This window comes from Paenibacillus sp. PK3_47, assembly GCF_023520895.1.
Lineage (GTDB): Bacteria > Bacillota > Bacilli > Paenibacillales > Paenibacillaceae > Paenibacillus_AQ.
In genome coordinates this window covers 3897466-3910633 of record NZ_CP026029.1, presented here as the reverse complement: position 1 = coordinate 3910633, position 13168 = coordinate 3897466, and the positions used below count along the sequence as shown (strand labels likewise).

Annotated in this window: 15 protein-coding genes and 2 pseudogenes; 6 read left to right on the top strand and 11 right to left on the bottom strand. The window is 50.1% G+C overall.

The window, feature by feature from the left end; translation table 11 throughout:
- Positions 1 to 14 precede the first annotated feature (14 nt).
- Positions 15 to 929: an aldo/keto reductase gene (locus C2I18_RS17340; protein ID WP_249897007.1), complete on the top strand. Its 915-nt coding sequence runs from the start codon at positions 15 to 17 to the stop codon at positions 927 to 929.
- A 106-nt stretch (positions 930 to 1035) separates the two neighbouring features.
- Here the strand turns inward: C2I18_RS17340 and C2I18_RS17335 are convergent, their stop codons facing one another.
- The 6 genes from C2I18_RS17335 to C2I18_RS17310 form a co-directional block, all read right to left on the bottom strand.
- Positions 1036 to 1326, bottom strand: a complete 291-nt coding sequence (locus tag C2I18_RS17335) for a hypothetical protein (protein WP_249897006.1) — start codon at positions 1324 to 1326, stop codon at positions 1036 to 1038.
- A gap of 67 nt (positions 1327 to 1393) precedes the next feature.
- Positions 1394 to 2125, bottom strand: coding sequence for a ZIP family metal transporter (locus tag C2I18_RS17330; RefSeq protein WP_249897005.1), 732 nt, complete (start codon positions 2123 to 2125; stop codon positions 1394 to 1396).
- 70 nt (positions 2126 to 2195) lie between these two features.
- A complete protein-coding gene (locus C2I18_RS17325; RefSeq protein WP_249897004.1) occupies positions 2196 to 2714 on the bottom strand; it encodes a GNAT family N-acetyltransferase in 519 nt (172 codons plus the stop codon).
- 229 nt (positions 2715 to 2943) lie between these two features.
- A complete protein-coding gene (gene msrA, locus C2I18_RS17320) occupies positions 2944 to 3918 on the bottom strand; it encodes a peptide-methionine (S)-S-oxide reductase MsrA (protein ID WP_249897003.1) in 975 nt (324 codons plus the stop codon).
- A 60-nt stretch (positions 3919 to 3978) separates the two neighbouring features.
- Positions 3979 to 4776: a hypothetical protein gene (locus tag C2I18_RS17315; RefSeq protein ID WP_249897002.1), complete on the bottom strand. Its 798-nt coding sequence runs from the start codon at positions 4774 to 4776 to the stop codon at positions 3979 to 3981.
- On the bottom strand, positions 4773 to 5693 hold the full coding sequence (locus C2I18_RS17310; RefSeq protein WP_249897001.1) for an ATP-binding cassette domain-containing protein: 921 nt from the start codon (positions 5691 to 5693) through the stop codon (positions 4773 to 4775). The genes C2I18_RS17315 and C2I18_RS17310 overlap by 4 nt, the downstream gene beginning before the upstream one ends.
- 197 nt (positions 5694 to 5890) lie before the next feature.
- Between C2I18_RS17310 and C2I18_RS17305 the strand changes: the two genes are divergently transcribed.
- The 4 genes and pseudogenes from C2I18_RS17305 to C2I18_RS29835 all read left to right on the top strand — a co-directional run.
- The gene (locus C2I18_RS17305) at positions 5891 to 6625 is read left to right on the top strand and encodes a LytR/AlgR family response regulator transcription factor (RefSeq protein ID WP_249897000.1); all 735 of its coding nucleotides are present in this window, start codon (positions 5891 to 5893) and stop codon (positions 6623 to 6625) included.
- The gene (locus C2I18_RS17300; RefSeq protein WP_249896999.1) at positions 6622 to 7914 is read left to right on the top strand and encodes a sensor histidine kinase; all 1293 of its coding nucleotides are present in this window, start codon (positions 6622 to 6624) and stop codon (positions 7912 to 7914) included. The genes C2I18_RS17305 and C2I18_RS17300 overlap by 4 nt, the downstream gene beginning before the upstream one ends.
- Before the next feature lie 33 nt (positions 7915 to 7947).
- Positions 7948 to 9069, top strand: a complete 1122-nt coding sequence (locus C2I18_RS17295) for an NAD(P)H-binding protein (protein ID WP_249896998.1) — start codon at positions 7948 to 7950, stop codon at positions 9067 to 9069.
- Between the two features lie 31 nt (positions 9070 to 9100).
- A pseudogene (locus C2I18_RS29835) lies at positions 9101 to 9319 on the top strand (ArsR/SmtB family transcription factor); the annotation flags it as partial.
- Positions 9320 to 9393: 74 nt separating this feature from the next.
- On the opposite strand, the pseudogene C2I18_RS17285 reads toward C2I18_RS29835, so the two are convergent.
- From C2I18_RS17285 to C2I18_RS17270, 4 genes and pseudogenes are all read right to left on the bottom strand, one after another.
- Positions 9394 to 9864 (bottom strand): annotated as a pseudogene (locus C2I18_RS17285) (DUF2935 domain-containing protein); the annotation flags it as partial.
- 85 nt (positions 9865 to 9949) lie between these two features.
- Complete coding sequence (locus C2I18_RS17280; protein ID WP_249896997.1) at positions 9950 to 10288, bottom strand: hypothetical protein; 339 nt, start codon at positions 10286 to 10288, stop codon at positions 9950 to 9952.
- On the bottom strand, positions 10275 to 10451 hold the full coding sequence (locus C2I18_RS17275; RefSeq protein WP_249896996.1) for a hypothetical protein: 177 nt from the start codon (positions 10449 to 10451) through the stop codon (positions 10275 to 10277). The genes C2I18_RS17280 and C2I18_RS17275 overlap by 14 nt, the downstream gene beginning before the upstream one ends.
- Positions 10448 to 10717, bottom strand: coding sequence for a hypothetical protein (locus C2I18_RS17270; protein WP_249896995.1), 270 nt, complete (start codon positions 10715 to 10717; stop codon positions 10448 to 10450). The genes C2I18_RS17275 and C2I18_RS17270 overlap by 4 nt, the downstream gene beginning before the upstream one ends.
- Positions 10718 to 10961: 244 nt before the next feature.
- On the opposite strand from C2I18_RS17270, the gene C2I18_RS17265 reads away from it, so the two are divergent.
- Positions 10962 to 12176, top strand: coding sequence for a GNAT family N-acetyltransferase (locus C2I18_RS17265; RefSeq protein WP_249896994.1), 1215 nt, complete (start codon positions 10962 to 10964; stop codon positions 12174 to 12176).
- A 70-nt stretch (positions 12177 to 12246) separates the two neighbouring features.
- Here the strand turns inward: C2I18_RS17265 and C2I18_RS17260 are convergent, their stop codons facing one another.
- Positions 12247 to 13167: an N-acetylglucosamine kinase gene (locus tag C2I18_RS17260; RefSeq protein ID WP_249896993.1), complete on the bottom strand. Its 921-nt coding sequence runs from the start codon at positions 13165 to 13167 to the stop codon at positions 12247 to 12249.
- Between the last annotated feature and the right edge of the window lies 1 nt (position 13168).

The window sequence follows — 13168 nt, the reverse complement described above, 5'->3', positions numbered from 1 at the left end:
AGAAAGGAATAGCGATGAATAAAAATCGTTTGGGCAAGTCCGATTTAGTTGTAAGCAGCATGGGTCTGGGGTGCATGTCCCTGGGGACGGACGAAAAAGCAGCCATACCTATCATTCATGAAGCGCTCGACCAGGGCATTAATTTTCTGGATACTGCCGATCTGTACGATGACGGGCGCAATGAGGAAATTGTCGGACAGGCACTGCGCCACCGCCGCACGGATGTAGTTCTGGCTACGAAGGTCGGCAACCGCAGAATCCCCGGCCAGGAAGGCTGGAGCTGGGATCCCTCCAAGGCATACATTAAGACAGCGGTAAAAGAAAGCCTGCGCCGGCTGCAGACCGATTACATCGATCTGTATCAGCTGCATGGCGGAACGCTAGACGATCCGATTGACGAGACCATCGAAGCCTTTGAGGAATTGAAGCAGGAAGGCTGGATCCGTTATTATGGCATTTCCTCCATCCGCCCCAATGTGATCAGGGAATATGTCAGCCGTTCCGGCATTGTGAGCGTAATGAGCCAGTACAGCATTCTCGACAGACGGCCTGAAGAGGAAGTTCTCCCCCTGCTGGAAAAGAACGGGATCAGCGTTATCGCCCGCGGACCGCTTGCCCGCGGAGTTTTGACCGAACGGGGTGCTGCCAAAGCAGAGCAGGGTTATTTGGATCATACGCCGCAGGAGCTGCGCAAGCTGCATGAAGAGCTGACCGCACAAGCGGGCGCTTCCGGAACGCGAACCCTGACCCAGACGGCGCTGCAGTATCCGCTCTCGCATCCTGCTGTAGCTACAATTATTCCGGGGGCCAGCAGCCTTGAGCAGCTGAGAAGCAACATTGCCGCTGCGGCAGCCTCTCCGCTCACCCCGCAGGAGCGGGAGGCTGTGCAGGCCATAAGCAGACCGAACCGTTATACGGCTCACAGATAAACGGATCTGAACAACCTATCGCCTTGGAATCTTACAAGCATTCAAAAGGCTGTACCCGCCGCAATTCAGCAGCAGGTACAGCCTTTTTTGTGCAGCTATCCTATCGTCATCTGCGTTTCAACCGGATAAATCCCAAGATCAGGGACAGCAGAAAGATGAGTCCGGTGATGGCCCAGGTCAGGAGAAAAGACATTCCCAGACCTATATTGGCGTCCATCTGCTCTCTTTGGCTGTCCAGTGCCAGCATGATTGCCAGCGGAGTTCCGCTGGCCACGAATAAAACGGTGATGCTGTAGCGGGAGAATCTCGTGCGTTTGCCAATCACATAATACAAGCACAGATAAGCTGCTATTAGTAGTACAAAAGATAATGAAGCTTGAAGTGTAAGTCTGTCCATCGTGCCGTCACTCCTTACCTTTGCGAAAACCGTAATTTTAGCGGATCAGGACAAACCGTAGCAGACCTTATCCAAAAAATTGCGTAATGTAGACCATAGCGAGCAGCCCGAAAATAAAGGAATAAGTGGATGGCCGCTCGTACCCGTGCCCGTGGCTCTCCGGAATCAGCTCCTTGTAAACAATGAAGAGCATTGCTCCTGCGGCAAAAGCCAGTCCATACCCGACAACATTATCCAAAAAGCTGGCTGTAAAATAACCGATGACCGCCGACACCATCTCCATAAGTCCGGTGAGTGCCGTAATCGCGAGCGCTTTGGCCCGGCCGATCCGGGAATTCATCATAAAGACAGCCAGAATAAGTCCTTCCGGCATATTTTGTGCCCCGATGGCGATTGCCACCATAGGCCCGAGGCTGGCCTCCTCGCTGGCATAACTGAAGCCCGTGCTGAGCCCTTCAGGGATATTGTGAATGAACAGTGCAATCATGACCAGCAGTGCTTTGGAATCCATATTGGTGAAGCCGGGCTTGTTCTCGACATCGATATGCGGGATATTCTTCTCAATCAGATCCAGCAGCAGAACTCCGGTGATTAAACCGAGCGTCAGGCCGATAATGCCGGATTCCTCAATAGCCTGGGGCATCAGGCCAAAGGTTGAGGCCGAGACCATGATTCCTGCGGTAAAAGCAACCAGCACATCCTTCCACCGTTCCGACATTTCCTTCACGAACAGGATCGGAACGGCACCAAGAACCGTTGCCATTGCAGACAAAAAGCTGCCAAGCAGCGCAGACTCCATATTGTCACCCCCTTTACAGACAAATCTTCTTATGCACACAGCTGTTTATATTATGTGCAGCTCACTTATTTTAGTCCAGAGCAGGGGTTAATGTCAGCGACATCAGATCCTCATCCAGATACTTCCCGCTGAGCTTCACGGCATTCCGCTCGGTACCGTAGCGCACAAAGCCCAGGGAAGTATACAGCTTTATAGCCGGCAGGTTGTCCGAGAAAACGGTCAGATTGATGATTTCCATCCCCGGCAGCCGGCGTGACTTTTCGATCAGCTCCAGCATCAGCAAATATCCCAGCTTCTGCTTCCGTGCTGCGGGGCTTATGTACATGGCGTACACATTTCCTTTATGACGGATCTTGTCCCTGCTCTCCCGCACAAACGTAACGATCCCCGTAAGCTCATGCTTCTCACTAAAACCGCCCAGCGTGAACTGTCCGTCGGTCTGCTCCAGTCTGCTGCGGGTAGCTTCAACCGGCAGATCCTTCTCCGCCTCATACGAGCTTAGAAAAGCCTCCGGATGCGCAAGCAGCGACTGCAGGCGAATCTCCCGGTATATTTTTGCATCGTCAGGGTTCAGAACTCTGATGTACATTACCCATACCTCCCCTGTTCTGTATCAGGCCAGCCGTCATTGTAGAATAAGTGTACTATGTGCAAGTATTTCAGGGTTATCAAGTGCTTTTCGGTAAATAGCTGTATTCACTGCAATTAATTTTATTGTTTCTGGCCGTAATCACTAAATCGCATCAAAATAAGTGTACAAGGTGCAGTTATGGATAATTTGCTCCATTCTACAGGCAAAATAAGTGTACGTAATACACTTATAGCTTCACCTCTGGTCCTGCCAGGTACCTGCCGTACCCTTCCGTCTCCAGCTCCTCCTTCGGAATGAAACGCAGCGCCGCGGAGTTGATCACGTAATGCTGCTTCGCAGGCTCCGGGCCGTCATAGGTCAGATAGCCGAGATAAGCCCCGCTCAGCCTGCTGCGGATTACCGTCCGCACCGTGCCGCTGCTGAAATCCGCTTCCTTGCGGATCAGCCCGCCGGCAACAGGCCTGGTAAACCCCGGCCAGCCGGTGCCGGAGTCAAACTTGTCCGCAGAACTGAACAGCGGATCACCGCTCAGCACATCCACATACAGCCCCTCTTGGGTCTGTTCCCAGAATTCGTTCTTGTACGGAGGCTCCATCGCCTTGTTCTGAGTAACCTCGTACTGCAGCTCAGTCAGCCTGCTCCGCAGCCGCTTCCGGTCCTCCCGGCTGTTCCAGTGCTGCTCGAGAAACTCATCGCGTCCTGAGCCCTTCATGTACATTTTATAATTCATCGGATGGGTCTTATAGTAGTCCTGATGTACAGCTTCCGCAGGATAGAACGTCCCCGCCGGAACAATCTCCGTTACAATCTGTCCCTTGAACCGCTTGCTAGCCTTCAGAGCCTCCTTCGAGGCTTCTGCCTTCTTGCGCTGCTCCTCATTATGGACAAATATCACCGTCCGGTAAGAGTAGCCCCGGTCCATGAACTGGCCGCCCTGATCAGTAGGATCAATGAGCTGCCAATAGATTTCCAGCAGCCGCTCATACGGAAACAGCTCCGGCTCAAAGGTAATCTGTACCGCCTCCACATGCCCCGTCGTTTCCGTCCCTACTTCCTCATAAGTCGGATTCACCGTGTGTCCGCCCGTATAACCCGAAACTACAGACACAATCCCCGGCAGCTCGTCAAACGGCTTGACCATGCACCAGAAGCAGCCTCCGGCGAAGGTGGCCAGCTCTCTCACATTCCCGATTTTGTTCATTGCCGCCTCCTCCTCCACAATTGTCTCCAATGACCCTAACGCATAAGTCCCTATGTTCCATTATATATGAATATCTTTTTTCTCCAAAAAAATCACTGCTGCGCTCAGGCACACGGCTATAACCACCAGGGGAATAAGCACCACCTGAGCATAGTCGTCCGGTCCGCTCAGACCAATCTGCTGTGAATTCAACACATACATTCCGGAAAACTTCATAATCTGAGTCATCAGCGAGTAGTCCGATACTGTCCGCAGAAAGGCTGAAGAAGATTCGTTAAGATAACCCGTAAGCAGCATATTTCCGAAAATAAAGAAAAAGGCGGCAACCACGGCCGGGGCCGCTTTACGGATCATTATCCCCAGCATCATAATTACAGCAGCGTATGCAGATAAATATAGCAAATTTAACCCAATAGCTGTGCCTGCTTTTATGAAGTCTTCTTTCGTGCTTCCATTCCCTATATGCGATCCGGTTACCAGTGCTGCGGTTATGTAAAAAATATAAAAGATCCCGAAAAACAACACCAGCCACCATAAAATCGCCAGGACCTCCAGCACAAATTTACCCAGAAAATAACCTGAGCGGCGCTGGCCTGAAGCAATAATATTCTGTATGGACCCGTGCTCAAAACCTTCCGTGGCAAAAAAGCAGGCATGCATCGGCATAATAAAGTAAAGAAACAGGGAAAACGAAACAGCGATACGCAAAGGCTCCAGCGGACTGGTCAGTCCATACCCGCCCTTATTCCCGAAGATCACCATCAGCAGAGCACAGGCCAGCACAAAAACAGCATTGATGCTTTTGAACGCCAAATCTTTTTTCAGATAAAACAGTTCAGCTTTTATAAATCCTCTCACTTGTTTCCGCCTCCAATCAAATCCATATAATAGTTCTCCAGATTGGGTGCGGACAGGTTGAACCCGTCTACCCGGATACCCTGTTGCAGCAGCACAGACATCAACCGCTCCAAATCCATATCTTCTTTTGGAATTTCGATGATTCCGGCGTCGCTCACCGAGATGTTATGCAGCTGCAGATGCTGCCTCAGCTTCTCCGCAGCGGCTGCCGGATCAGGCGTAGAGAGCGTGATTACCGAACGGGCTGTTTGCAGCAGTTCACCGGCGCTTATTTCCCGAATGAGCCGGCCTTGATGGATGAACCCGTATTTGGTAGCCAGCAGCTGCAGCTCACCAAGAATATGGCTGGAAACCAGAACCGTTACCCCCTGCTCACGCGCCAGGCGCTCCAGAATCCTCCGCATCTCCAGAATGCCTGCCGGGTCCAGCCCGTTGACGGGTTCATCCAGCACAAGAAATCCCGGCCTGGCAAGCAGGGCAATGGCAAGTCCAAGACGCTGGCGCATACCGAGCGAATATTGCGAAGTCTTTTTGCTCGCGGCTTCTGTTAAACCCACAGCGTGGAGAACCTCGCCGATTCTTTCCGGGTCCCGGATGCCGAAGATATGGCAGTAGAATTTCAAATTCTCTTCAGCATTCATATGCGGGTAAAGCGACGGCCTTTCAATGAGAAATCCAATCCTTTTACGGGCTTCCATGAGCCCCTGCTTCCCCTGCTGTCCGAATAAACGCAATTCTCCGCTTTCCGGATGTACAAGCCCGCCGATAATTTTCATCAAAGTACTTTTACCGGCCCCATTCTCGCCGACGAACCCGTAAATATCCCCCTCCTCAATCCTCATGTTAAATTCACGGAGCGCAAATGCGGACCTGTACACTTTAGTTAGAGCTATGGCTTCAAGCACGGGCGTATTCAATGACAACACTCCTTTAAAACTGTATTTGGACAGGGTAACCTTACCATGCAGGACTTCTCCCGCCTTGGGTCTTGTTAAATTCGAGGAAGTTATTGTCGTTTTTGCGGCAAAATAAGCCCTGCCTGGCCTGTATTTTCCTGAAAATGTATACTGAATATACAGGTAACAAATTGATACATAGTGAACGGAGTGACAGGATGATTCATATTGCCGTATGTGATGATGATCCGCAGGCGGCGGGACTGATTGAGAATTTAATTCTGAGTGGGCAGCATTATTGTGAGGAGACCCTGGAAGTTTCCCTGTTTTACTCCGGAGAGAGCTTCGCTGAGGCTCTTCAGCACGGCTGTATATTTGACTTAGTCTATATGGATATTGAGATGGAAGGAATGGATGGCATAACAGCCGGTCAGATGCTTCGGGGTGATGATGAAAATGATTTTGTGCAGCTGATGTATATCTCCAGTCATGAGCAGTACCATCTGCAGCTGTTCGACGTCCGTCCGTCGGGCTTTATTAAGAAGCCGGTGAACCAGGAGGTTTTTATGAAAAAGCTGATACCGGCGCTGCAAAAAGCGGTCCGCACACGCCAGAACGGCAAGCTGAACTTCCTGCCAGTGCAGCAAAAGGGTAAGGAGCTGATGATACCCTTCCGGGAGATTGTCTATTTGGAGAGCCGCATCCGGAGAATTACGCTTGTCACCAAAGAAGGAGAACTGCAGTACTACGGGGTTCTTAAGGAAGAAGCCGGGAAGCTGCCGGCAAGCTATTTTACCCGGATTCATCAGTCTTATATCGTGAACTTGTATTATGTTAAAGAAATCAGCGCCAAAAGGATTATACTACTTAACGGCAGTGAGCTGCCGGTGAGTGAAAAGAACAGCTTGACGGTTCGCAAAGCTTATCTCAGCTTCAGGGGGGCGCTCATTTGACTACAGCTCTGCGGGATGAGATCGTGTACTTCACTGCATTCCCTCTCATTCCTGTAATACTTCACTATTTCTTCAGCGGCTGCTTCCGCTGCCGTATTGGCAACAGATGGATTGTGCTGTCGCTCTATGGACTTTATACTGCCTGCCATATGGCCCTGCATCATATTCAGCTTCCAGGCCTCTTCTTGCTTGCAGCAAATACCGGACTTATTATGGGGGTAACTTTCTTTTATCAAGGCAGCCTGCTGTGGAGATTATACAGCTCGCTTTTCGTCACTGCACTAATCTTTCTTAGCGATGCTGTCATCCCTTTATCATATACGGATACCGGGTATCTTATCAGTCTGCTCCTGTCCAAGCTTCTTATTTTATTGTTTGTTTTTGTCCTGCTAAAGGTTGTGAAAAGCAACGGCCGGGGCGATTTGGCAGGCTGGTACTGGTGCCTGTTATTTCTCAGCCCTCTGCTGAGCATTGCTGCTCTGGTCCGCTTGTCGGACAATCTGTTTTTTCAAAGCTATCCGCAGTTATTTCCCGTAGTTCCGGTTCTGCTGCTTGCCATCAACCTTTTGATTTTTGTGCTTAGCGACCGGATAATGTGTGTACAGACCGAACAGGCCCGGCGAAAGCTGCTGGAACAGCAGAACACTTATTATGCCAATCAGTACTTGATGACCCGTAATATGCAGGAGGAAGCCTTCAAATTCAAGCATGATTTCAAAAATATCCTGCTCGGTCTGCGTGCCCGGCTGGCTGCCGGTGATGAGGACAAGTCCATCCATGAGCTGGACCGTTTACTTGGAGCAAACGATACGTCTGCCGGCAGCTGCTCCACCGGAAACCTCGTCATTGATTCCATGATTAATTACAAAGAGCAGGTTGCCGGCAACAGCAATATTCCCTTCCGGCTGGAGGTGAATATTCCACCGGATCTGCTGCTGGATACCACTGTTATGAGCGTCATCCTCGGCAATGCCCTGGACAATGCCATTGAAGCCGTAAAGTCTATTCCGGAGAAGGCCGGTCTTGAACGGTATGCCGCGATCCATATGCATTATCTGAACGACAGCCTGTTTTTGCGGATCCGGAATCCATATGATCATGATATCCGCACCGGCCTGTACGGAGAACTCCGTTCTAGCAAGCCGGACACAGGGGCACATGGCATCGGACTGCAGAACATCCGCAGGGCTGTAGAGGAATACGGCGGTCTGCTGGATATTACCTATGACAGCGGAGTGTTTCAGGTGGAGATTGTACTGTTCAATATCCAGAGGCAGCATACCGCATAATTTCATTCCACGATCAGGAAAGCAGGAACTTGCATGAACACAACCAGACCAACAACAGCTGCATCCGCCAGAGCGCGGATGACCGTCATCCTAGCTGGGGCCAACAGCGGTACCGGGCATCATCTGCTGGCTCAGCTGACTGCTCAGTATCATGTCATCGCTTTATCCGGTTTGGCAGACAGCGGGAACGGCGGCAGCCATGCAGTATGGCGCTCCTGTGATCCCTTCTCCAGGATCTCTATGGAGGAAGCTATGCAAGGTGCAGATTATGCCGTGTACCTGACTCATTCTGTCGTATCATCGGCCAGGCTGACCCAGGCCAGTCCTGAAGATATGGAGGTCATTCTGGCAGACAATTTCGCCCGTGCCGCCTGCAGGAACGGAATCAAGGAGATTATTTATATAAGCGGATATATGGAAGCAGGTCTGCCGCGGGACCAGCAGTCCCGCCATGTGCGCAGCCGTCCTGAAGCGGAGCGGATTCTTGGCTCTTATGGCATACCTGTCACGACGATTTATACCGTAACCCAAAACAAGACCTCCCCGGTCACCGAAAGCCTGTCCAATTCTGGGAATGGGCCACTCAGCAGCCATGAACCAACGGCTTTTGCGGAGGCAGTCCAGGCGGCGCTTACAGCGGAAAAACCTGCTGTCCCGGACTCCGGTAATAAGCTGGTTCCTACTCCCCCGCCTTTCCGGTCACAGGAGAAGTCTCTCTCAGGCGTACGCTCTGTTCAGCGTGTACAGCTGCCCGAAGGCAAAGATGCGGATTGGGCTGCCCGTTATTACCTGGAGTGGCTGGAGAAGCTTTTGAAATGGGTGATATGCGTAGATCACGGAAGCTGCCATGTATATCAGGTGCGCCCCCGCGTCATCCGCCGGCCGATTCTGGAATTAATCCTTCTGTCCGGGCAGAGCAGTGCTGCACGTACTGCGTACCGCATTTGCGGAGGCCTTCTGACCAAAACAAGTCCCAATGACGGGAGATTGGAATTTCTGCAGATTCCCGGAACCCGGGAGTGTATTATCGCCATCCATGATTATTTGCCTTCTCTTCCATGGACTCTTTATAAGTATACACAGGCTAAAGTCCATCTCTGGGTCATGGCGGCTTTCCGCAGACATTTGCAGCGCATGGCTGCCGTACAGCTGTAAGTAAATGGGCAGCATATTGCGCTCAACACCTCTGCCGCCAAATATAGAAGCGGCATTCAATTCCGTTTTAAATATTCCTATACAGGAATATCCGCCCACTGTAGGGGAGATTGCCGGACAACTGCCGCTGCGCCAGCCTCAGGCATCCAAGCATTTGCGTGTTCGGAGTGAGGCCGGCCTCGTCAAAGCCAAGGTGGATGCCAACCGCCGGATATACAGCCTGCGGCCGGAGCCTTTCCGAACGGTTAATGACAGCAGCAAAAGGACATCAGCCGGAGCTATCTCTAGCGGGTGTCCTTTTTTTAATATGCGCCTAACAGCTGTTCAAAGAAGAATCTCCCGCTTATTTACCTTCTCTCCGGACAGGGACCGGTCAAACATATCCAGAATGTATAAGAACCGCTCTGCTTCCCGGAACACATGATCCGCCAGCAGCGGATGAATGATGCTTTTGATCCGGCATTCTTCGATCAGATCTCTTGCCGTCTTTTTGAAGTCGCGCAGCGATTTTACAGAGACTCTATTCTCGTCTACAAACTGGCTCAGCAGCGGAAAAGTCTGGGATTGCGGACGCATATGACTGAGATCAATGGCCTGGAACATCAGCGTATCAAAATCATTGCTGAATTCCCGCGCCTGCTCCACCAGCTTCCGCTCAGACGGGTCCAGCAGGTGCCCGATGAATTTTGCGTGATCCGCCATAATTTTTAAGAAAAACACATTCTCATCAATAATTGCATCCGCCAAAGGCTCCAGTTTCCCCGCATTCAGCTCATGCAGACGGTTCCTGAAATGTATCCAACGCTATTCCTCCCTCGCAAAAAATCACACGCTCTAGGCATATGATCACTTTGGAGTGATTATGCATCAGACCTTTCGCTTACCGGTCATCCTTATGCCGGCTGCTGTCCCATATATCTTTGTGGGTCAATCCGGCGTAGACCAGAATAACCAGCGTCAGAATCATCACAAATTCCCGCAGCGTATTGGACAGGCTGTCCATATTATAGCCAAAAACAATATTCAGCCTGCCCCATAACAGATTAAGGCAAAGCAGCACCACAGCACTGTAGGTTACCCAAACGCTGCGAAGATAAAGGTTATAGGTGCGTTCTGGCCCATGCCCGATAAAATATTTCCGGTACCGGATAACATAAGCAGCAAAAATAACCACTGCCGCCGCCTCAAGCGCGACCAGTGTCATATCAATAATTTCCATGCAGATCATCTCCTCTCTTGCCGAGTCCTGAATGGTGCAGGTCGATCAGGCTTTCGATATCTTTTGACTCATACGCCTTCTGAATTTTGCCCAGTTTCTCAATTTCCCCTTTGACACGGCTGGGCTGGATCTCATTCCATTTGAAAATATCGAGGAGCTTCACTTGTTGACGACCTCCTCACCATTGGATTTATCGCTAGCGCTCTTCCGTTCCTGAACTTCTCTCTCAATTAACAGCTTGACCAGTGAACGGTTGTACTGATTAAGCTGCTTTTCGTTCTCCTCATCGCGTTTCTGGTAATTCTGAATAACCTTCTCTTTATTGGCGATCTGCCGGATACACCAGATTAATGCAGTAGATAAAAGGACATTTAGCACGACTGAACCGTTATTGTTACTAAACAGGCCAGTCAATGCATCCAAATCCATCAGTAATCCCCCCTGTCTGCCTGTCCGCTTTTGCGACAAAAGCTGCTGTAAGCTTGTATGCTAAAACCTTTTATAATAATTTATTCATTTTATAATCATTTTGATTGGACTTACGATGATTTGTTGACGAAAATTATTTTCAATATTAAGATCTAACTATGATAATATTTTTCAGCTTGGTTGACCCGTTTGAGCAGTCTAATTAAATCCGTTTTTAACATGGCGACCCAGGAGGAAAGAATAGATGACGACAACACCAGAACAAAATATCAGCGTGACAAACAGACCGAGCAGAGAACAGCTTGAAAAGATTTACGATATTTTAGATGAATGTTTTTCCGTAGGCCGGGGGTATTTCCAGGAAAGATTAGACCTCGACACCTCATATGACCCCGATACCACATGGTTTGCGACGGTCGGCGGCAAGGTTGCTGCCAATGTTCAAATCTTTCCCCTCTCAATCAGAGTCGGCCAAGCGGTCTTGCACACGGGTGCCATGGGCAGCGTCGCTGCAGATCCCCATTATCGCGGCATGGGACTGACACACAAAATTCTTGCTGCACAAACAGACTACATGAGAGAAGCCGATTATGATATAAGCGTACTTCTGGCCAGCAAGCATGCATTTTATGAGAAGGCCGGCTGGAGACTGATTCCCGAGACTGCTTACGCAGTTGAGAATCAGGCGTGGGGCGGGCAGCCGGACGGTTATAAAATTATACCTTTTGAGCCCCGTTATCTTGATGATATCCGTGGTATTTATGAACAATTCAATCAGAACCGTACCTATACCGTAGTCCGTAATGAAACCTACTGGAAAGATCTGATCCGGTGGCCGGAATGGAACAAGGCGGACTGTCTGCTGCTTCAGCATCATCATAAAATTGTCGCTTATGGCATTATAGAAAAAAAGGATACCGAACAGGTATTTATCAACGAATTCATATATCTTGATGAGGCAGCAGACGGTGCCCAATACTTATTTCATGAATTATGCCGTCTTCGGCCGAATGCCAAGCAAATATTGGCGATGCTTCCTGAGGATCACAAGCTATATGCCTATTATCAGCAGCTTCAGGCAGAGCCCGTTCCCATCCATATGGCGATGTGGAAAATGATCAACCTGTATTCTACCTTCCGCAAGCTTCAGCCTGAACTGGAGCATCGCCTGAACGGCAATGACTTGATGGCAGACCAGGATTTGTACATAGCGCTGCAATGCGGGGAGGACAGGATCTGCCTCGACTATTGTCAGAAGCGGCTTTCCGTTTCCGAGAGTAGTCAGGCCGGGTCCCGGATATCCATAGAAGTAGATGAGCGGAATCTAATCTCTTATATTATCTTCGGCTATTCTGCGGAAGGCGCAGCTGAAGCTAAAGACCCTGTTGAACATGCTGATATCCTGCAGGCCCTCTTCCCGAAACAGCAGGCCGTGTTTTATTTAACCGACAAATTTTAAAAGGGTGTGCCGCAAGTCCAAAACTGACGGACTTGTGGCACACCCTTCTTTTGTTACCTTATTCATAGGATTACCCATTACTCATTTTTGATTTTCCGAGCAGTACAGCACCATAGGCTGCATTATGAACAGGCATAATCAGCTTGGTCTGCGGGTAGCTGCGGGCAAGCTTCCTCTCTAATGCTTCTCTTATAAAACGGGATTTTTGCAGCACACTTCCGGCAGTTGCAACCTTGCTTTCATATAATTTCAGCCGTTCAATAACAGGCACCACAAGCTCAAACAGACCGGCCGCACACTGCTCCGCCAGTTTTAGCGCCTGGGCGTCCCCGAGCCCGCATGCTGCCGTCATCACCGGGGCGAGCGCTGCAATATCTTTTTTCGTTGTGTTTTTGTCGTAGACAAAACCTATCACCTCTTGCACCGTACCAAGTCCAAGCTGCTCATATACCAGTGCCGGAATAATAGTATCCGCTATTCTTCCGTCCTCTGCTTGAACCAGCACGGACAAGAGCTCACGCCCGATGTAGTAGCCGCTTCCCTCATCATCAATCAGATGGCCAAACCCTCCTGTGCGGTGCCGCTCTCTCTTATCATTAACCCCGAAGCAAATGGAGCCTGTACCGGCAATGAGGATAATGCCCTGCATCGCATTCTGGGCTCCATATAGTGCGGTTTCCTGATCACCGGTAATTGTTAAAGGCCCCCTATACCCGTTATCTCTCACCTGCTTCTCCAAAAACCGGGTTACTGCCGGATTGCTTACACCTGCCGCTCCTATACATACATGAATAACTTCCGCAAGGCTTGTGCAGCAGGACTTTGTCTGATTAAAAATCTCCCCAAAAGCGGCAGCAATAGCTTCGGCATCACCGCCGTTATAATTAATAGGCCCTACAGTAAAGGTTAGTAGAGGCTCCTCCTGATCATCATGAGTAACAATGACAGCTGTCTTAGTGCCGCCCCCGTCAATGCCGACAATAAATGCCATA

Coding starts and splice junctions, on each gene's coding strand:
- C2I18_RS17280 (WP_249896997.1), bottom strand. CDS start 10,288: ATGGAAATTATTGATATGACACTGGTCGCGCTTGAGGCGGCGGCAGTG.
- C2I18_RS17305 (WP_249897000.1), top strand. CDS start 5,891: ATGATTCATATTGCCGTATGTGATGATGATCCGCAGGCGGCGGGACTG.
- C2I18_RS17335 (WP_249897006.1), bottom strand. CDS start 1,326: ATGGACAGACTTACACTTCAAGCTTCATTATCTTTTGTACTACTAATA.
- C2I18_RS17325 (WP_249897004.1), bottom strand. CDS start 2,714: ATGTACATCAGAGTTCTGAACCCTGACGATGCAAAAATATACCGGGAG.
- C2I18_RS17260 (WP_249896993.1), bottom strand. CDS start 13,167: ATGGCATTTATTGTCGGCATTGACGGGGGCGGCACTAAGACAGCTGTC.
- msrA (WP_249897003.1), bottom strand. CDS start 3,918: ATGAACAAAATCGGGAATGTGAGAGAGCTGGCCACCTTCGCCGGAGGC.
- C2I18_RS17295 (WP_249896998.1), top strand. CDS start 7,948: ATGAACACAACCAGACCAACAACAGCTGCATCCGCCAGAGCGCGGATG.
- C2I18_RS17265 (WP_249896994.1), top strand. CDS start 10,962: ATGACGACAACACCAGAACAAAATATCAGCGTGACAAACAGACCGAGC.
- C2I18_RS17340 (WP_249897007.1), top strand. CDS start 15: ATGAATAAAAATCGTTTGGGCAAGTCCGATTTAGTTGTAAGCAGCATG.
- C2I18_RS17330 (WP_249897005.1), bottom strand. CDS start 2,125: ATGGAGTCTGCGCTGCTTGGCAGCTTTTTGTCTGCAATGGCAACGGTT.
- C2I18_RS17270 (WP_249896995.1), bottom strand. CDS start 10,717: ATGGATTTGGATGCATTGACTGGCCTGTTTAGTAACAATAACGGTTCA.